At 72.0% G+C, this 18,204-nt stretch carries 22 protein-coding genes; 10 read left to right on the top strand and 12 right to left on the bottom strand.

All coding sequences use genetic code 11. From position 1 onward, the window contains the following. Positions 1–113: 113 nt before the first annotated feature. On the bottom strand, positions 114–833 hold the full coding sequence (locus PZ894_RS16405) for an NAD(P)H-binding protein (protein WP_275746409.1): 720 nt from the start codon (positions 831–833) through the stop codon (positions 114–116). A gap of 98 nt (positions 834–931) precedes the next feature. Here PZ894_RS16405 and PZ894_RS16400 point away from each other — a divergent pair, with 98 nt between their 5' ends. After that, positions 932–1,399 (top strand): Rrf2 family transcriptional regulator, encoded by a 468-nt coding sequence (locus PZ894_RS16400; RefSeq protein WP_275746427.1) that lies wholly within the window; start codon positions 932–934, stop codon positions 1,397–1,399. On the opposite strand, the gene PZ894_RS16395 is transcribed toward PZ894_RS16400, so the two are convergent. Further along, entirely contained in the window at positions 1,388–1,843 is a 456-nt protein-coding gene (locus tag PZ894_RS16395) for an anthrone oxygenase family protein (protein WP_275746407.1), read from the bottom strand. The two genes, PZ894_RS16400 and PZ894_RS16395, sit on opposite strands and share 12 nt — an antisense overlap. An 86-nt stretch (positions 1,844–1,929) precedes the next feature. Here PZ894_RS16395 and PZ894_RS16390 point away from each other — a divergent pair, with 86 nt between their 5' ends. After that, complete coding sequence (locus tag PZ894_RS16390; RefSeq protein WP_275746406.1) at positions 1,930–2,928, top strand: AraC family transcriptional regulator; 999 nt, start codon at positions 1,930–1,932, stop codon at positions 2,926–2,928. On the opposite strand, the gene PZ894_RS16385 is transcribed toward PZ894_RS16390, so the two are convergent. The 4 genes from PZ894_RS16385 to PZ894_RS16370 form a co-directional block, all read right to left on the bottom strand. Beyond that, positions 2,880–4,040 carry a sulfotransferase gene (locus PZ894_RS16385; RefSeq protein ID WP_275746405.1) on the bottom strand — a complete coding sequence of 387 codons (1,161 nt, stop codon included), beginning with the start codon at positions 4,038–4,040 and terminating at the stop codon, positions 2,880–2,882. The genes PZ894_RS16390 and PZ894_RS16385 overlap by 49 nt on opposite strands. Before the next feature lie 16 nt (positions 4,041–4,056). After that, on the bottom strand, positions 4,057–4,896 hold the full coding sequence (locus tag PZ894_RS16380) for an SDR family oxidoreductase (RefSeq protein WP_275746403.1): 840 nt from the start codon (positions 4,894–4,896) through the stop codon (positions 4,057–4,059). Next, a complete protein-coding gene (locus PZ894_RS16375) occupies positions 4,896–6,053 on the bottom strand; it encodes a hypothetical protein (protein WP_275746402.1) in 1,158 nt (385 codons plus the stop codon). Before PZ894_RS16375 ends, PZ894_RS16380 begins: the two co-directional genes overlap by 1 nt. A gap of 61 nt (positions 6,054–6,114) precedes the next feature. Beyond that, on the bottom strand, positions 6,115–6,993 hold the full coding sequence (locus PZ894_RS16370) for a TIGR03619 family F420-dependent LLM class oxidoreductase (protein ID WP_275746400.1): 879 nt from the start codon (positions 6,991–6,993) through the stop codon (positions 6,115–6,117). A 70-nt stretch (positions 6,994–7,063) separates the two neighbouring features. On the opposite strand from PZ894_RS16370, the gene PZ894_RS16365 reads away from it, so the two are divergent. Then, positions 7,064–7,519: a nuclear transport factor 2 family protein gene (locus PZ894_RS16365; RefSeq protein ID WP_275746398.1), complete on the top strand. Its 456-nt coding sequence runs from the start codon at positions 7,064–7,066 to the stop codon at positions 7,517–7,519. A 305-nt stretch (positions 7,520–7,824) separates the two neighbouring features. Here PZ894_RS16365 and PZ894_RS16360 read toward each other — a convergent pair whose 3' ends face one another. After that, a complete protein-coding gene (locus tag PZ894_RS16360) occupies positions 7,825–9,051 on the bottom strand; it encodes an EamA family transporter (protein ID WP_275746397.1) in 1,227 nt (408 codons plus the stop codon). 39 nt (positions 9,052–9,090) lie between these two features. On the opposite strand from PZ894_RS16360, the gene PZ894_RS16355 reads away from it, so the two are divergent. The 7 genes from PZ894_RS16355 to PZ894_RS16325 all read left to right on the top strand — a co-directional run bounded on the left by PZ894_RS16355 (position 9,091) and on the right by PZ894_RS16325 (position 14,777). Continuing rightward, positions 9,091–9,585 carry a universal stress protein gene (locus tag PZ894_RS16355; RefSeq protein WP_275746396.1) on the top strand — a complete coding sequence of 165 codons (495 nt, stop codon included), beginning with the start codon at positions 9,091–9,093 and terminating at the stop codon, positions 9,583–9,585. A gap of 4 nt (positions 9,586–9,589) precedes the next feature. Further along, entirely contained in the window at positions 9,590–10,090 is a 501-nt protein-coding gene (locus tag PZ894_RS16350; protein ID WP_275746394.1) for a MarR family transcriptional regulator, read from the top strand. Between the two features lie 45 nt (positions 10,091–10,135). Next, complete coding sequence (locus tag PZ894_RS16345; protein WP_275746393.1) at positions 10,136–10,570, top strand: NUDIX domain-containing protein; 435 nt, start codon at positions 10,136–10,138, stop codon at positions 10,568–10,570. Between the two features lie 140 nt (positions 10,571–10,710). Continuing rightward, a complete protein-coding gene (gene dnaK / locus PZ894_RS16340) occupies positions 10,711–12,573 on the top strand; it encodes a molecular chaperone DnaK (protein ID WP_275746392.1) in 1,863 nt (620 codons plus the stop codon). Continuing rightward, on the top strand, positions 12,570–13,142 hold the full coding sequence (gene grpE / locus PZ894_RS16335) for a nucleotide exchange factor GrpE (RefSeq protein WP_275746390.1): 573 nt from the start codon (positions 12,570–12,572) through the stop codon (positions 13,140–13,142). Before dnaK ends, grpE begins: the two co-directional genes overlap by 4 nt. 19 nt (positions 13,143–13,161) lie before the next feature. Beyond that, positions 13,162–14,340 (top strand): molecular chaperone DnaJ, encoded by a 1,179-nt coding sequence (gene dnaJ / locus PZ894_RS16330; RefSeq protein ID WP_275746389.1) that lies wholly within the window; start codon positions 13,162–13,164, stop codon positions 14,338–14,340. Between the two features lie 2 nt (positions 14,341–14,342). Further along, positions 14,343–14,777 (top strand): MerR family transcriptional regulator, encoded by a 435-nt coding sequence (locus PZ894_RS16325; protein ID WP_275746387.1) that lies wholly within the window; start codon positions 14,343–14,345, stop codon positions 14,775–14,777. Between the two features lie 25 nt (positions 14,778–14,802). Here the strand turns inward: PZ894_RS16325 and PZ894_RS16320 are convergent, their stop codons facing one another. Genes PZ894_RS16320 through PZ894_RS16300 form a run of 5 tightly spaced genes read right to left on the bottom strand, consistent with a single transcriptional unit; the run spans position 14,803 to position 18,162 of the window. Next, entirely contained in the window at positions 14,803–15,513 is a 711-nt protein-coding gene (locus tag PZ894_RS16320) for a hypothetical protein (protein ID WP_275746385.1), read from the bottom strand. Further along, positions 15,501–16,769 carry a hypothetical protein gene (locus PZ894_RS16315; RefSeq protein WP_275746383.1) on the bottom strand — a complete coding sequence of 423 codons (1,269 nt, stop codon included), beginning with the start codon at positions 16,767–16,769 and terminating at the stop codon, positions 15,501–15,503. The genes PZ894_RS16320 and PZ894_RS16315 overlap by 13 nt, the downstream gene beginning before the upstream one ends. After that, positions 16,766–17,059, bottom strand: coding sequence for a hypothetical protein (locus tag PZ894_RS16310; protein ID WP_275746382.1), 294 nt, complete (start codon positions 17,057–17,059; stop codon positions 16,766–16,768). Before PZ894_RS16310 ends, PZ894_RS16315 begins: the two co-directional genes overlap by 4 nt. Beyond that, on the bottom strand, positions 17,056–17,361 hold the full coding sequence (locus PZ894_RS16305) for an SAV_915 family protein (RefSeq protein ID WP_275746381.1): 306 nt from the start codon (positions 17,359–17,361) through the stop codon (positions 17,056–17,058). Before PZ894_RS16305 ends, PZ894_RS16310 begins: the two co-directional genes overlap by 4 nt. Positions 17,362–17,415: 54 nt before the next feature. Next, entirely contained in the window at positions 17,416–18,162 is a 747-nt protein-coding gene (locus PZ894_RS16300; RefSeq protein ID WP_275746379.1) for a hypothetical protein, read from the bottom strand. Positions 18,163–18,204 lie beyond the last annotated feature (42 nt).

The following is an 18,204-nucleotide window of genomic DNA, read 5'->3' as shown; positions in this document are numbered from 1 at the left end:
CCCCACGCATCGGCGAGCGAAGCCGCCACCCAGCTCGAAACCACCGCCAGGGTTGCTGCGCAACCTCCTCGACCACCGACCTCCGGTGGTTGAGGAAGGCGCCCCGGCGATCGTCACTGCCCGGCGAGCCACTCCTCCCACGCCGGGCCGCGCAGCAGCGCGCCGGGCCCCGGCAGCATCGCGCCGCCGGCCAGGCTCGGGGGCGCGTCGACCGTCTCGACGCGGACGTCCGCGCCGGTCTTCGCGACGAGGCGACGCACCTGGTCGGCGAGGCTCTCGACCTTCGGTCCGGCGAGCTCGACGTCGCCCTCGACGGCGCCGGTGGCGAGGTCGAGCAGCAGCCGCACGATCTCCGACGTCGCGACCGGCTGGGTGGGGACGTCGATGATCTGCGTGACGCCGTCCTGGGTGTTCCACTCCATCATCTGGGCGGCGAACTCCAGGAACTGCGTCGCGCGCAGCACCACCACGCCCGGCGCGGACTCGCGGTAGGCCTGCTCCTGCGCGAGCTTCGCGACGTAGTAGTCGTAGTCGGGCGCCCGGTCGACGCCGACGATCGAGAGCACGACGCTGCGGCGTACGCCGGCGGTGGTCGCGGCCGCGCCGACGTTGCGCGCGACGGCCGGGAAGAAGTCTCCCGCCTGGTCGAGCGGACAGGCCGTCACGTCGACGACCGCCTCGGCTCCGGCGAGCGCCTCCTCGAGGCCGGCGGGAGCGAGCAGGTCGAAGCCGGTCTCGCGTGCGAGCTCGACGACCTCGTGTCCCTCCCGGCGGGCGAGCGCGGTGAGCTGGGAGCCGATGCGGCCGGTGGCGCCGGCGACGGCGATCTTCATGGTGTCTCCTCCTGAACGCGGATAGGTGTTATCCGCGATTAGACCACGAACGCGGATAGTTGTCATCCATGTATTCGCGTAGGATGGCCGGCGTGAAGATGTCCGGCGGTGTCGAGTGGGCCGTCCACTGCTGCGTGGTCCTCAGCCAGGCCGACGGCCCGGTGCCCGCGCAGCGGCTCGCCGAGTTCCACGGCATCTCGCGCACGTACCTCGCGAAGCACCTGCAGCACCTCTCGCGTGCCGGGCTCGTCACGTCGACGGAGGGGCGGATCGGCGGGTACGTGCTCACTCGACCCGCCGGGGAGATCAGCGTGCTCGACGTCGTCCTCGCGATCGAGGGGCGCGAGCCGGCGTTCCGGTGCACGGAGATCCGGCAGAACGGGCCGCTCCCCGCCTCGCCCGCCGCCTGTCGCCGTGCCTGCGGGGTGGCGCGCGCGATGCACGCCGCCGAGCGGGCCTGGCGCGATTCGCTCGGGGCCGTCACGATCGCCGACCTGGGCGAGGGCGTCCTCGAGGACGCCGGGCCGGACACGTTCGTCCACCTGCGCGAGTGGCTAGGCACGTAGCGAGGCCCAGGCGAGGCAGGCCAGCGACGCGGTCGAGGTGACCGCGCGCGCGACGTTCCACCGCACCCACGCGGTCTCGAAGTCGGCCCGCGAGCCGCCGTCCGCCAGCGCGTCGTTCAGCGGGATGTTGCCGACGGCCGTGATCGCGACGGTGCCGAGGGCGAGCGCCAGCCCGGCGATCGCCCAGCCCCGGGCGCCGGACGGGCTCGCCGCGACCGCCACCGCCGCGAGGGCGGGTGCGCCGAGGAAGGTGAGCATGAAGACGGGGTTCACGATCGCGACGTTGATGTGGTTCATCGACGCGACGAACGCGCGGTCGTCGACCTTCGCGAGTCCTGGCATCACCCCGCTCGCCCACGTGTAGTAGGTGCCGGCCTGGAGGCCGGTGGCGAGCGTCGCCGCGAGCAGGATCGGGTTGCGGAGCTGGTCCAGGAGTTCGGTCATGACCTCAGCACACCGCAGAAGAGCGAGACGATCCATCGTCGTACGGCGCTCTTCCATACGCGATCGTCCAGTTCTATGCTCCGCTCATGGATGGACTGGCGGCCCTGCTCGACGGCCCACGTGCGCGCGGCGCGTTCCTGCTGCGGTGCCTGATGGAGCCGCCGTGGTCGGTGCGGCTCGAGGACGAGTCGCCGCTCGCCGTGACGGCGGTCGTCGACGGGGAGGTGTGGGCGGTGCCCGACGCCGGCCCGCCCTTCCGGCTGGGTCCGGGCGACGTGGTCGTCACCGTCGGCACCGACCACTGGACGATCGCCGACTCACCGGGCACGCCCGTCGAGGCGATCATCCACCCCGGCCAGCACTGCACGACGCCCGACGGTCGCCCCCTCGCGGAGGAGATGCACCAGGGCGTGCGCAGCTGGGGCAACAGCGCCACCGGCTCGACCGTGATGCTGACCGGCGCCTACGCGCTCGAGGGCGAGGTGAGCCGGCGGCTGCTGCGCGCGCTGCCCCGCTTCGTCGTGCTGACCGAGGAGGAGCTCGGCTCGCCGCTCGTGCCGCTGCTGGCCGACGAGATCGTCAAGGACGCGCCCGGCCAGGACGCCGTGCTCGACCGGCTGCTCGACCTGCTGCTGATCGCGGTGCTGCGGGCGTGGTTCTCCCGCCCCGAGGCCTCGCCGCCCGCCTGGTACGTCGGGCAGTCCGATCCCGTCGTCGGCCCCGCCCTGCGCCTGCTCCAGCACCACCCCGATCACCCGTGGACCGTCGCCTCCCTGGCGGCCGCGGGCGGTGTCTCGCGGGCGGCGTTCGCCCGCCGGTTCACCGAGGTCGTCGGCGAGCCGCCGATGACGTTCCTCACCGGCTGGCGCCTAGCCCTGGCCGCCGACCTGCTGCGCGACCCGTCGGTCACCGTCGCCAGCGTCGCCCGTCAGGTCGGCTACTCCACGCCGTTCGCGCTCAGCACCGCCTTCAAGCGGGAGTACGGCGTGAGCCCGCGGGAGCACCGTCTGGTGGCGACGGCACCGGAGCGCCCGGCTCAACCTCGATCGAACGCCGCGCGGACCTCGGTCTCGGTCAGCCCGTAGTCCTCGAGCCGGTAGGCGTGGGACGGCGCGGCCTTGCCCCGCCGAGCCTCCCGGTCGATCTCGCCGACCGCCGCCTCCACCTCCGGGGTCCACTCGAGGCCGAACGACTCGTAGACGCCGCGCGCTACCCCGATCGGGTCGGCGCGCAGGTCGGAGAAGGCAACGTCGACGAACTGCGACTGGTCATAGCGCGGCCTGGCGTCGTGGAACGCGTGATAGGCCCGCGACCACAGGTCGAGCTGGGTCTCGCCGATCGTGCGCCCGACGTACGTCGTGCTGTGCCCCGCAGTCGTCTCGGCCGAGAGCGAGCAGGACGAGGCGAGGCAGGTGACCGGGTCGCGGTGCGTGTAGACGACGAGCGCGTCGGGATAGACGGCCATCAGGGCGTCGAGCGCGGTCATGTGCGAGGGGTTCTTCAACACCCAGCGCTTCTCGGGGTCGTTGAGCCCGACCAGCTGGAGGTTCTGCCTGTGCCGCGCGTAGGCGTCGGTCCAGTCCTGGTCCTGCAGCCAGGCGGTGTAGCGGGGGACGTGGGCCAGCGACTCGTAGGAGTTGGACTTGCCGGTCTGCCGCAGCAGCCGCCAGCACTCCTCGACAGTCGTGGCGTCCATGTAGTGGATCCCCATGAAGTCGGGGGATTCGACGTGGTGCGCCGAGAAGCCCTGCTGCATGGCGGCGAAGATCGGGTCGGACTCCCAGGTCTCGCGCGCGGGCCGGGGCTGGGGGTACTGCGTCAGCCACATCTCGAGCCCCTGCGCCATCGGGTCGGCGTGCAGGAGCCGGTGCAGCGCGGTCGTGCCGGTGCGGGGCAGGCCCGTCAGGAAGACCGGCCGCTCGACGCGCACGTCGCGGTGCTCGGGGTGCGCCGCGAACTGCGCCTGCGTCAGCAGCACGCCGACCAGCGCGCTCTTGACCTCCGACCGCTGGAAGTAGTTGCCGCGCGGGGTCAGCCCGGCCTCGGCGGAGGCGAGGTCGTCGACCAGGACCCGGAGGCCCTCCTCGTGGGCGCCGTCCCCGAAGTCGTCCATGCCGGTCGTGCGGACCGCGGCCGCCACGATGTCCTCGTAGCTGCCGACGTCCGGGCGCTCCCGGGTCATGATGTTGTCGCTCATCGATCTCACCCGGTCATCAGTCGTGGAACTCGCCGCAGTCGACGGTGAGCATCTGGCCGGTGACGGCGGAGGCCAGGTCGCTGGCGAGGAAGAGCGTGGCCCGGGCGACCTCCTGGGCCGAGGCCAGCCGCTTCAGGTCGGTGGGCGCGGCCTTCGCGGCGTACACCTCCTCGTGCGTCGTGCCCTCGACCGCCGCCAGGAAGTCGAAGTAGCCGCGGTTGACGTCCTCGTAGATGTACGACGGCGCGACGCTGTTGACGCGGATCCCGCGTGGCCCGAGCTCGGTGGCGAGCGAGGAGGCGAGGTGCTCGAGGGCGCCCTTGGACAGCTTGTAGCCGGCGTACTCGGGCTGCGAGGAGAAGGACACGCAGGAGTTGAGCATGATGATCGAGCCCTTCGACGCCGAGAGCGCGTCGGCGAAGAGCGCCGAGAGCCGCAGCGGCGCGAAGACGTTGGTCTCGTTGGCCCGCGCGAGATCCTCGGGCGCAATCTGGGTGATCGGGTCCATCGGCGGGATCGCGAACGCATTGTTGAGCAGGCAGTCGACCCGCCCGAACGCCTCCAGGGACCTCTCGACCAGCGCCGCACGCGACGTCTCGTCGGTGATGTCCGTGGGCACGACGACCGCGCGCCGGCCGTGGGACTCCACGACGGCCGCCATCTTCTCCAGGCGCGACTCGGTGCGGCTGGCGAGCACGAGGTCGGCGCCCAGCCGGGCCGCCTCCTCGCCGAGCGCCCGGCCGAGGCCGGGCCCGACGCCGGACAGGACGATCACCTTGTCCTGGAGCAGCGGGACCGGCTGGTACCGGTCCTCGATGGACGTGTCGTGGGCCTGGGCGTAGCCGAGGTCGGTCATCAGCTCAGCATCCTTCGGGCAACGGAGCGCTGCCGGGCGGTGATCCGCGCGGCGTACTCCTCGGTGGTGAGGGGCGTGAAGTGCGGGACCCGAGACGGTACGTCGGCGAGCGGCATCACCTCGGCGTCCGGACCGTCCTCGGGGCCGAGGTCGCGCTCGAGGCGCTGCCAGCGCAGCATGAGCGCACCGGTGCGGTGGCCGGTGGTCTCGAGCCAGTTGGCGATCGGGGTGCCGCCCGGCGGCGTCTCCGAGATCACGAACCGCATCCGCCCGTCCGGGTCGACGCGCGCCTGCGCCTTGGTGAGCGAGGTCTGGTGGGTCTCGTAGTCGGTCGAGGCGTACCAGTCCGAGCCGATCTGGATTGCCTGGTAGGAGCAGTCGGTGCACTCGGGGACCGTGATGACGAGCGCCTCGTCCTCCGCGAGCGAGTAGTGACCGATCGACGACCGCTGCGACGACAGTCCGCCGGGCGTCGACCGCGGCGCGCTCGGGATGTTGGGCGGCTCCTTGTACTGGAAGAAGTGCGGGAACGCGAACCACGTCCGGATCGACCCGACCAGGCTCTTCGCGGCCACCTCGTAGCGCTGGGCCAGCCGCTCCCGGCGCAGCGCCTCCGCGGGCCGGCCGAGGGTGTCGACGCGCTCGATGGTGAGCGTCCCGCGCTCCTCGGTGTCCCAGTCGTTGAAGACCTCGCGCACGATCATGGTCTTCGCGCCGGGCTCGGCGACGTAGCGGAACTCGAAGGTCCCGTCGGGCGCGAGGTCGAGCTCGCGGTCGTCGAAGGCCAGCATCGAGCTCGCCGCCGAGTCGGCCGAGTAGCTGCCGCCCATCACCTGGAAGGACAGGTCCGCCGACGTGCCGCGTCGACCGCGGACGACGTACTCGGCGCCCTCCTTGAGGTAGGCGTTGAAGTAGATCGCGTCGGGGTTGTCCAGGCCCTGCCGGGAGAACTGGTGGGTGGGGTTGATGAAGAGGGGCCGGTCGAGGTCGTGGTCGAAGGCCATCTGCAGGGCCATCCGGATGCGCCCGGCGAGGTAGTCGTAGCCCTCCAGCCGGTCCTGCTCGGTCCTGATGAACGGCGCGTTGGCGACGAGCTCCTCGGCCTCCGCGATCGCGTCCTGGAGGACCTGGGTCAGTCCGAGGCTTGCGCTGCTCATTGCTCCAAACCCCTCGGTGTCAAGGTCCGTACGCCGACTCGGCCCTGTCGCGTGGCCGGTCTCATCGGTTGACCTTGGAGATGATCTGCTCGGCGTACTGCTCGAGGTGCTTGACCTTGGTCTCGAGCGGCTCGGTGTCGGGGCCCGTGATGTAGGGCATCCGGAAGCCGACGATGCAGTCGGTGACTCCCTTGTCCTCGAGTCGCTTGATGCCGTCGACGGTGTAGGCGTCGTAGGAGATCACGTGCACCTCGAAGTCGTCACGGGTGTCGCCCTCCTCCGCGCGGATCTCGGCGAGCCGGGTGAGCAGCCGGTCGAGCTCCTCGCCGTCGCCGCCCGCGTGCATCCAGCCGTCGCCCTTGCGTACGGCGCGCCGGAGCGCGGCGTCGGCGTGCCCGCCGACCAGCAGCGGGACCTTCTCGGTGGCGTAGGGGCACTGCTTCAGCGCGTCCACGTCGTAGAAGTCGCCGTGGTAGTCGAAGTAGTCGCCGGTCGTCAGCCCGCGCAGGATGTCCATGCACTCGTCCATCCGCTTGCCGCGCCTCGCCCAGTCGACGCCCATGGCGGCGAAGTCCTCGGGCCACGGCGAGATGCCGACGCCGAGGCCGAGGCGGTTGCCGGAGAGGAAGGCCAGTGACGACGCCTGCTTGGCGACCAGCACCGGCGGGCGGATCGGCAGCTTGAGCACGAACGGCGTGAGCCGCAGCGTGGTCGTGTGCGCGAAGAGGTGGGCGCACAGCACCATCGTCTCGATGAACTCCTTGCCGTCGAGGAACTCGCGGTCCCCGGTGTCGGTGTAGGGGTAGGTCGAGTCGGAGTCCTTCGGGTAGATCACGCTGTCGGCGACGGTCATGCTGGTGTAGCCGGCGGCCTCGGCGGCCTGCGCCAGGGGCGCGTAGTACGTCGCCTGGGTCATCGCCTCGGCGTAGCTGAATCGCATCGGTTGCCTTCCGGTCTCGAGCCTTCCCGAGATACTAGAACGTGTTCCAATTCTGTGCCAGAGTTCGAGCGTGGACCTCCAGCAGATCAGCGACCGCCTCGAGATCGAGGACGTGCTCGTCCGCTACACCCGCGGCATCGACACCGGCGAGTGGGACCTGCTCGACACGGTCTTCACCCCCTACGCCGAGATCGACTACACCGAGTCCGGCGGCATCGCCGACACCTACCCGGCCGTGAAGGCGTGGCTGGCGGAGGTGCTGCCTGCGTTCTTCCCGCAGCGGATGCACTCGCTGGCGCAGGTCGCGATCACCTTCCCCGGCGGCCGGGTCGGCGGCGACGAGGCGCTCGCGACGGCGTACTTCCACAACCCGATGCCGCTCGCGGCACCCGACGGGGAGGGCGGCCGGGGCGAGACCAGGGTCGTCGAGTTCGGCGGGCTCTACCATCACTCCCTGGTCCGCACCCCGGACGGCTGGCGGAGCCGCAAGCTGCACGAGGAGATCGTCTGGAAGCGGGGAGTCTAGGAATCCCCGTCGGACTCGGGCTTGCGACGTCCCGGACAATGGGAGGCATGCCCGAGCAGCAACCCGAGCGCCCCGACGAGCGCCACCCGATCGCCGCCGGACTCGTGGCGCTCGTGGGTGTGGGCCTCGTCGTCGGTCTCGTGCTAGGTGTCGTCGTGATCGCCGGCACCAGCGTCCTCGGCATCGGCGAGGACTCCTCGGACTCGACCGGTGGTGGCGAGGCGACGATGTATCTGCCGACCCCGGTGGAGACGACCGCCGAGAACGACCCGCAGATCACGCTCGCGCCGGGCGGGGAGTCGCCGTCAGCGAGCGAGACCCCGTCCGACGAGCCGACGAAGAGCGAGAAGCCGAAGCGGGAGATCAGCCTCGCGGCGTCGGTGACGGAGGTGTCGCCGATGGAGCAGTTCCTGCTCACCGGCGTCTACCCGCGCGGTGAAGGCGCGATCCTCACCGTGCAGCGCTTCGAGAACGGCTCCTGGGTGGACTTCCCGGCCACGGGCTCGGTGACCGGCGAGCAGTTCCAGATCCCGGTGCAGGCCAGCCTGCCCGGCGTGAACCGCTTCCGCGTCGTCGACTCCGACTCCGACCTCAAGTCGGCCGAGGTCCGGATCACCGTCTCCGGCTGACACCGGCGTACGCCGGCGCAGGCGGTCGACGACGGCCGGCTGTCCGGCCAGGATGCCCGTGAGCACCAGCAGCAGGCCGAGCGCCTGGGCGCCGCCGAACGCCTCGCCCGCGAGGGCGACGCCGATCACGGTGCCGGCGACCGGGTTGAGCAGGCCGACCAGGGACACGGCCGCCGCCGGCAGCAGGCGCAGGCCGCGGAACCACACGACATAGGCCATCACCGTGCCGGCCAGGCCGAGGTAGAGGAAGCCGCCGACGGCGGGGAGGTCGAGGGCCGGCGGCGTCCCTTCGACGAGGAGTGCGACGGGCAGCAGCACCAGGCCGCCCGCGACGAGCTGCCAGGCGGTGAACGTCAGGAGGTCGACCGGGGGCTCCCAGCGCTTGACCAGGACGAAGCCCACCGACGACAGGGCGACGGCGCCGAAGGAGGCCGCGACGCCGATCGGGTCGACGGCGAAGTCGGCGCGCAGCACCAGCAGCGCGACCCCGACCGCGCCCACGGCGCCCCCGAGGAGCGAGGCGGCGCGTGGGCGCTCCCCGACCAGCCCCCAGGCGACGAGCATCACCACCAGCGGCGCGGTCGCGGTCAGGGTCGCGGCCGTGCCGCCGGGCAGGCGGTAGGCCGCGACGAAGATCAGCGCGAAGAAGGCGCCGATGTTGAGCGTGCCGAGCAGCAGGCTGCGCCACCACCACGCGCCGGAGGGGAGCCGCGGCCGGAACGCCAGCAGGAGCAGCCCGAACGGCAGCGCCCGGACCGTCGCGCCGAACAGCGGGCGGTCCGGGGGGAGGAAGGTCTCGGTCACGTAGTAGCCGGAGCCCCACGCGATCGGAGCGAGCGCGGCCAGACCGAGGGTGCCGCCCCGGCGGACGGAGGACCCAGGGGCGAGCGCAGTAGTTTCCACGGAAGAGATAATAGTTTCCGGGTGAGATATATTCCGGTCATGGCAGCCGAGCGCACCGTCATCGTCGGCCACGACGGCTCGACCACCAGCGACCTGGCCCTGGCCTGGGCGATCGACTACGCCGCCCGCTTCGACGCCGTCGTCCGGGTCGTCCGGGGCTGGACGATGTCGACGGCGCCGCGGCCCGCTTCGATGACCGGCGGCTACATCCCGCCCATCGAGGAGTTCGAGGCCGCCGTGGTCGCCGACCTCGAGCGTGCCTGCGCCCGGGTCGTCGCCGACTCCGCGGTCGGCGTCGACGTCTCCTTCGAGGGCTTCCGCGGCGCACCCGCCAACGGCCTGATCGCGGCGTCGCACGACGCCGAACTGCTCGTGGTCGGCGCCCGCGGCCTGGGCGGGTTCAAGGGCCTCGCGCTCGGCTCGGTGACCGACCAGTGCGTCCGGCACGCCGCGTGCCCCGTCGTCGTGATCCGCGACCAGCACTCCTCCGACATCGAGCGCCTGCGCCGGCTGGACAGCAGCCTCGAGGCCTGACTCCGTGACCCAGCCCGGGACCGACCACGTCGGCCGGATCATGGCCCAGTGGGCGGCGGCGCGGCCCGACCTCGACGCCTCGCCGCAGGGCGTCATCGGTCGCCTGCACCGGCTGGCCGCGCGCCTGACCGAGGAGCTGGTGGCGGTCTACGGACGCTACGGCCTCGGCGAGGGAGAGTTCGACGTGCTCGCGACGCTGCGCCGCGCGGGCGCGCCGTACGAGCTGACGCCCGGCGAGCTCGCCGCCCAGACGATGGTGTCGTCGGGTGCGGTCACCAAGCGCGTCGACCGCTGCGTCGAGCAGGGCTGGGTCACCCGGCGCGTCAGCGACGACGACGCGCGCGGCCGGGTCGTGGCGCTGACCGACGCCGGGCGCGCGCTGATCGACGAGGCCTTCACGGCGCACATGGCCAACGAGCACCGGCTGGTGGGCGCGCTCGACGAGCGGGAGCGGGCGCGGCTCGCCGACCTCCTGGAGCAGTGGGGCCGCGCGCTCGACGCCTGACCTCCCACGAGGGGAGGTGTGCGCCCGTGCGCGAGGATGGGCCGCATGGAGCCAGGTCCCGACTTCACCGAGTACGACACCCGCCTCGGCGCGTACGCCGTCGTCGTCCGCGACGACCGCGTGCTGCTCGCGCTCTGGAACGAGCCCGACGAGCCCCGGTGGACGCTCCCCGGCGGTGGCGTGGAGCGCGACGAGACGCCCGAGGAGGGCGTAGTGCGGGAGGTGCGCGAGGAGAGCGGGTACGACGTCGAGCTCGGCCGCTTGCTCGGCGTCGACACCGTGCTGATCGCCCCGGAGCGGCGCTTCGCCGGCAACGGCGGCCGCTGGCAGAAGAACGTGCGGGTGGTCTACGAGGCGGTCGTGGTCGGCGGCGAGCTGACGGCGGAGGTGGCGGGGACGACCGACGAGGCACGGTGGATCCCGCGCGGGGACGTGCCGGACCTGGTGCGGGAGTCGATCGTGGCGAAGTTCGTCGGCTGACCGGGGAATGGGCCGGGGCCGGACTGCGTTCCGACCAGTGAGCAAAGTTGAGTTGAACCGACTCAACTCATTTGTCAGACTCGCAGCGGCCGCGCAGGATGGCCGACGAAGCAGAACCACTCACCGGAGGTAGCAGCAACATGGCACGTGCGGTCGGTATCGACCTGGGCACGACGAACAGCGTCGTGGCCGTCCTGGAGGGCGGCGAGCCCACCGTCATCGCGAACGCGGAGGGCGCCCGCACCACTCCCTCGGTCGTCGCCTTCGCCAAGTCCGGCGAGGTGCTGGTCGGCGAGGTCGCCAAGCGCCAGGCCGTGACCAACGTCGACCGGACGATCCGGTCGGTCAAGCGCCACATGGGCACCGACTGGAAGACCGACATCGACGGCAAGGACTTCACGCCGCAGCAGATCAGCGCGTTCGTGCTGCAGAAGCTCAAGCGCGACGCCGAGGCCTACCTCGGCGAGACGGTCACCGACGCGGTGATCACCGTCCCGGCGTACTTCTCCGACGCCCAGCGCCAGGCCACCAAGGAGGCCGGCGAGATCGCGGGCCTCAACGTCCAGCGCATCGTCAACGAGCCCACCGCGGCCGCGCTGGCCTACGGCCTCGACAAGGGCGACGACCAGACCATCCTCGTCTTCGACCTCGGCGGCGGCACCTTCGACGTGTCCCTGCTCGAGATCGGCGAGGGCGTCGTGGAGGTCAAGGCGACCTCCGGCGACAACCACCTCGGTGGTGACGACTGGGACGCCCGCATCGTCGAGTGGATGGTCAAGAGGTTCAAGGACAACAACGGCGTCGACCTCGGCGCCGACAAGATCGCCAAGCAGCGCCTCCAGGAGGCCGCGGAGAAGGCGAAGATCGAGCTCTCCTCCTCGAGCGAGACCACCATCCACCTGCCGTACATCACCCACGGCGAGTCCGGCCCGCTGCACTTCGAGGAGAAGCTGACCCGCAGCGAGTTCCAGAAGCTGACCTCCGACCTGCTCGACCGCACCAAGGCGCCCTTCCAGAGCGTGCTCAAGGACGCCGGGGTCGACGTCAGCGGCATCGACCACGTCGTGCTCGTCGGCGGCTCCACCCGCATGCCGGCGGTGACCGACGTGGTCAAGGAGCTGCTCGGCGGCAAGGAGCCCAACAAGGGCGTCAACCCCGACGAGGTCGTCGCCGTCGGCGCGGCCCTGCAGGCCGGCGTCCTCAAGGGCGAGGTCAAGGACGTGCTGCTCCTCGACGTCACCCCGCTCTCGCTCGGCATCGAGACCAAGGGCGGCGTGATGACCACGCTGATCGAGCGCAACACGACGATCCCGACCAAGCGGTCCGAGATCTTCACGACCGCGGACGACAACCAGCCGTCGGTCGAGATCAAGGTCGCCCAGGGTGAGCGCCAGATGTGGTCGCAGAACCAGCCGCTCGGCAACTTCGAGCTGACCGGGCTCCCGCCGGCCCCGCGCGGCGTTCCGAAGATCGAGGTCACCTTCGACATCGACGCCAACGGCATCGTCCACGTGACCGCGAAGGACCAGGCCTCCGGCAAGGAGCAGTCGATGACGATCTCCGGCGGCTCCGCGCTGTCGAAGGACGACATCGACCGGATGGTCAAGGAGGCGGAGCAGTACGCCGAGGAGGACGCCAACCGGCGCGCCGCGGTGGAGACCCGCAACCAGGCCGACCAGCTCGTCTACACGACCGAGAAGTTCCTCGCCGACAACGGCGAGAAGCTCCCGGAGGACGTGAAGACCGAGGTGCAGGCCGACGTCGACGCCCTCAAGGCCACCCTCGAGAACGCCGAGGCCGGCGCCGAGGAGCTTCAGGCCGGCATCACGAAGCTCGGCGAGTCCAGCCAGAAGATGGGCGCCGCGATGTACGCCGCGGCCGAGGCCGACCAGGCCGCGGCGGGCGGTTCGGACGGCTCGACCGGCGAGGCCGACGACGACGTCGTCGACGCCGAGATCGTCGACGAGGAGCCGGCCGACGGCGCCGAGGGCGAGAACAAGTGACCGAGCCGTCCCGGGACGAGCAGGCTCCTCGGGAGCCCGAGGAGCAGGAGTCCCCTGCTCCTCGGGCCGAGGAGGCCGCCGACACCGTCACCGACGAGGTCGTCGAGGAGGTCGATGAGCTCGCCGAGGCGCGCAGGGCCCTCGCCGAGCTGACCAACGACCTGCAGCGGCTCCAGGCCGAGTTCGTCAACTACAAGCGGCGGGTCGAGCGCGACCGCGAGCTGATCAAGCAGAACGCGACGTACGCCGCGCTCACCCCGATCATCGAGGTGCTCGACACCATCGATCGGGCGCGAGAGCACGCCGAGAAGAGCGGGCAGAGTCTGGACCCGGGCTTCCAGGCGACAGCCGACCAGCTCGAGCGGGTGGTGGCCGGGCTCGGGCTGACCAAGTTCGGTGCTCCGGGCGACGTCTTCGACCCGACGATCCACGACGCGCTCAGCCACATCGGCGAGGACGCCGAGGTCCAGGTGACCACATGCAAGGTGGTCGCCAAGGCCGGCTACCGGATCGGCGACCGCGTCGTCCGGGCCGCGCAGGTCCTCGTGGTCGATCCGGCGAGCAACTGACGAGGGGGGGAGGTGCGCGATGAGCAACGGTGACGGCTTCCGGGCCGACTGGGCGCAGAAGGACTTCTACAAGGAGCTCGGCGTCTCCAAGGAGGCGACCAGCGACGAGATCAAGAAGGCCTACCGCAAGCTCGCGCGCGCCAACCACCCCGACTCCAACCCGGATGACGCCGCCAAGCACGACAGGTTCAAGGCGGTCGCCGAGGCCTACGACGTGATCGGCGACCCCGAGAAGCGCACGAAGTACGACGAGATGCGGTCGGTCTACGCCGGCGGCTTCGGCGGCGGCTTCAGCGGTGGCGGCTTCCCGGGCGGGGCCGGCGGCTTCGACCTCAACGACCTGCTCCGCGAGCGGGCCGGCGGTGGCGGTGGGTTCGGCGACATGTTCGGCGACCTCTTCGGTGGCGGCTCCCGCCAGGGCCGCGGTCGGCGCGCTCGCGCCCAGAAGGGCGCGGACGTCGACACGTCGGCGACGATCAGCTTCACCGACGCCATCGACGGGGTCACGGTGTCGCTGCGGCTCACCGCCGACTCCGCCTGCCCCGACTGCAAGGGCACGGGAGGCAAGCCCGGCACGAAGCCGCACGTGTGCCCGGAGTGCGAGGGCGCCGGCTTCGTCGTGGCGTCGGCCGGCGGCGCGTTCTCGATCAACGAGACCTGCCCGAGGTGCGGCGGTCGCCAGCTCGTGTACGACGAGCCCTGCCCGACCTGCCACGGCAGCGGGCGGGGCGTCTCGGCGCGCACCATCCAGGCGCGCATCCCGGCGGGCGTCAAGGACGGTCAGCGGATCCGGCTGCGCGGCAAGGGCGCGCCGGGCGAGAACGGCGGGCCGGCGGGCGACCTCTACGTCACCGTGAAGGTGTCGCCGCACCGACTCTTCGGTCGCAAGGACGACAACCTGACCCTCGACGTACCGGTGTCCTTCGACGAGCTCACGCTCGGTGCGGAGATCAGGATCCCCACGCTGGGCGGCGCTCCGGTGACCCTCAAGGTCCCGGCCGGCACTCCGAACGGGCGCACCTTCCGGGTGCGCGGCCGCGGCGCGCCGAAGAGCGACGGGAGCAAGGGCGACCTGCTCGCGACGGTCGAGGTCCAGGTGCCCGCGTCCGTCGAGGGTCCGGCCCGCGAGGCGATCGAGACCTACCGGTCGGCCATGTCGGGTCGCCCCCTCCGCACGAAGCTCTTCGAGGAGGCGTGAGGATGCCCGGCCGCGCCCCGTTCGAGCCCCCGCCGCCGGATGCCGCGGTCTTCGTGATCAGCGTCGCCGCGGAGCTCAGCGGCCTGCACCCCCAGACCCTGCGCACCTACGAGCGGATGGGACTGATCACGCCGGGTCGCACCGGTGGCGGCGGACGCCGCTACTCCCACCGCGACATCGAGCTGCTGCGCGAGATCAGTGACCTCACCTCGACGGGCATCGGCATCGAGGGCGTGCGCCGGATCCTCGAGCTCGAGCACCGGGCCGCCGCGCTGGTCCAGCGCAACGAGGAGCTCGAGGCCGAGCTGGCGGCGACCCGCGAGGCGTTGCGGCGGGCGCTGTCCGCACGGCGCAGTGATGCTCCGCCCAGCCGACTACCCGCGCTGCGTCCGCCGGACCCCGGCCAGTCCGTGGTCGTCTGGCGACGGGGGCGGTAGCCGGGCCCCGTCGCGCGGGCCGGATTCAGGCCAGCCTGCGCTGCAGCTCCTCGACGAGCGTCCGTCCGTCGGAGTCGAGGTCGCCGGTCCGGATGACCAGGGCGCCGGGCGTGACGCGCGCGCGCCACGGTCGCGGCGTCAGCCGACGGTGCACCGGCGAGACCCCCTCCAACGGCTCGAGGTGCAACGTCTCCGAGCGGGGACTCATGCCGGCGACGTCCGCGAGCGCGAGCTCGCTGCGCAGCCCGTAGTGCTCGTCGATCACCCGGGTCGGCGTCACCCGGACTCCGCCGGGGCGGAAGCGGCCGGCTGCCCAGAGGATCGTGAACCCGGAGAAGTACGTCGCGGGCACCAGCGCCAGCACCGCCCACAGCCAGGTGCGCTCGACGGCGCCCGTCACGCCGATCGCGACGAACCAGGCCCCGAGCAGTCCCGTCACCACGAACGTCGTCGCGGTGGGCAGGCCGCCGCGCCGCGGATGGAAGCGCGTCGGCTCGCCCGCCCGCACCTCGTCGCGGGCGGGGGGCGCCGCGCGCGACCATCGGGGCTGGGTCGCCACCGCGCTGGCCAGGACGATGAGGCCGAGGATCACGAACCCGCACGCCCACACGGCGCCGAAGCCGGTCTCGACCCGGCCGAGCAGGCCGACGCCGAGCGCGATCGATGCGGCGCCCGCGAGCAGCCCGAGCACGAGCAGCACGGGACCCGGGGCGCTGCGCGCGGTCAGCTGAACCACCCGCCGACGGTGTCGGCGACGCTCGAGACGCCGTCGGCGATCGTGTCGCCGGTGTCCGCGAGCGCGTCGAGACCCTCGTCGAACGCCTTGCCGACGTCGGGCCCGTTCTCGAAGAGCGAGTCGATGGCGCCGTCGGCGAAGATCGCCACGCCGGCACCGACGACGGTGCCGACGACCGCGCCGACCGCCGTGCCGACGCCGGGGACGACGGACCCCGCAGCCGCGCCGATCGCCATGCCCGTGAGGGCGCTGGCGCCGGCACCGGCGGCGATGCCGGCGGCGGCCGACGCGCCCTGCGAGACGACGATCTGGGTGCCGCTCTCGCCCTCCTGGTAGTCGTTGTAGATCCCGAGCCCGAGGCCGAGTGGCCCGAGGACCTTGCCGGCCCTGCCGAGGAACTTCGGGAGCTTGGCGTCGTCGAGCGCGGAGGACCTCCGCAACAGGTCCTCGGCCTCGTCGAGCTTGCCCTGGATCGCCAGCCGGTCGGCCTCGAGCTTGGCGTCGTCGAGCGTCTTGAAGAAGAGCCACTTGCGCTTCAGGTAGCGCTCGGGGTGTGCCTGCAGGTCGTCGACGGCGCGCCTGGCGTCGTCGACCAGGTCCTGTGCCTTGGTGTGCAGCTTCGACTGCTGGAGGCCGATCTGCACGCCCACCGCTCCGGCGGCCGCGTCTCCGAGGATCTCCGTCGAGGTCAGCAGCCACGAGGCGTGCTGGCCCACGGTGTACTCGTCCTGCAGCTCCCGGCAGGCGGTGGCGTACTTCCGGTCGATCCGGGCGGCCTCGCTCGCGGCGTGGCTGTAGGCGGTGATCAGCAGCTGGTGGGCGTCGTACGCCGCGACCTTGTCGTTGTGCGCCGCGACCTCCGCCTCGGTCCCCGTGAAGTTGTCGGGCGGTCGCGCGGGACCGGGACCCGGGTCCTGGATCAGGAAGCCGGCGACGGTGAGTCCCGCGGCGGAGGCGTCGGAGCGGATCGTCTGCATGTCCTGCTGGCAGGTGCGCAGCTTCTCGGCGAAGTCGTCGAGGTCGCCGCCCATCTTCTTCGCGGCCTTCTCGAGGTCGTCCACCTTGTCGCGCCCCTTGCGCATGCACGAGGAGAACTCGTCGCCCGCCTTGCTCTCCCACGAGGCGTCGGCGTCGCGGCGGGCGTCGTTCATGCGGTCGGCCGCCGCACCGATCTTGACGGCCAGCTTGTCGCGCAGCCAGTCGGCGGCCGACTCGATCGTGGCCGGCTTGCCCTCGATCTCGGTGTCGATGCTCACCGCGACATCACGTCCTTGATGTCGGTGAGGCTCGCCTCGGCCGAGGCGTCCGCGCGCTCGTAGTAGCGCCGGATCTGGCGGACCAGGGCCGCGACGCCGGTCAGTGACGTCGACACGTCGCCTGCGCTGTCGGTGACCTGGGCGAGCATGCTGGCGATCACGGCGGTCATCGGGCCGGCGTCGACGCCGCTCGGCACGCTCCCGGCGAGCTCCTCGAGGCCGCTCGCGCCCTTGTCGAGCCCGTCGGCGATGGCGCCCAGCACCGGTCCTTCGACGTGCATCTCGCTCATCGTGCGTCCTCGTCCGCGTCGCGCAGGCCGGGGTCGACGTCGACGAAGAGCAGGTCGTAGGGCGTCTCGTCGTGGATCCGCTGCAGCGCGGTGCCGTCGCACAGGATCCAGGAGCTGTCCGGCAGGTAGTGGTCGCGCAGCCGGTCGAGCGCCGAGTAGGTGTAGAGGGCCGTGCGGCCGTCCGCGACCAGGTGCATGAGGACCCGCCGGGTCGACGGGTCGGCCTCGTCGGTCGTCGGGACGTAGACCACCGGCGGGAGCTCCGGGCGCTCGGTGCTGGACGGATCGGGACTCGTGCTCACGCGGGCATCATGAGCAGCCGGGGGGCCGGTCAAACCCGTCGGGCGGCGTCCGGCTCAACGTCCCGCGGCGCAGACCCCGAGCTCCGAGCCCAGCCAGGCGGCGAGGTCGCCCGCCTCGTGGGCCGTCATCGAGCAGTCGGCCACGATCCGGCTCGAGCCCGCGTCGAGGCGGGTCCGGCGCCACGGCCGGGGGCACACCTGTCGACCGACCGGCCCGTCGACCTCGAGCACGAGCTCGGCGCTCGCGGTGGCGGGCCGGACCCGCACGACCTGCTCGCGTCGTACCCGCTCGCGCCCCCAGGGCGCGTCGTGGACGATCTCGTGCGGAGTCAGCCACAGCGCGTGGTTGCGGCGGCGCCCGGTGATCGTGAGGATCACGCGGACGAGGAAGTAGGCACCGACCAGCGCCACCGCGACGGTCCCGAGGACCCACGACCCGCCGGCGTCGACGCCGAGCCCGACCAGTACGCCGGCGAGGACGACCAGACCGGCGTCCAGCGCCACGGCGTACCACCACTCCGCGGCCCAGGACCGTGCCACCAGTGCCGGTGCGCCCTCGAGGCGGGATTCCCGGAGGGCCGGCAGCCGGCGCGTGGCGGCGGTCGCGATCGCGAGGCCGAGCGTGACGAGCGCGGCGGCGACGGTGTACCACGCCAGTGCGCGCACCGCGGCGACGTCGCCCGGGACGGCGGCGAACCCGATCCAGGCCAGTCCGACGCCCAGGCCGGCCAGGAGGAGGTTGCCGATCACCCCGGCCCACTTCGCCCGGCCGCGGAACTCGCGGATGGGGGGCCTGTCCACGTGCAGGAGTCTAAGAGCCCGTCCCGACATGACGACGGCCCG

The sequence above is a fragment of the Nocardioides sp. YIM 152315 genome (assembly GCF_029210375.1).
Classification (GTDB): domain Bacteria; phylum Actinomycetota; class Actinomycetes; order Propionibacteriales; family Nocardioidaceae; genus Nocardioides.
Note: the sequence above shows the minus strand (reverse complement) of the source record. Positions and strands in the feature narration are given on the sequence as shown.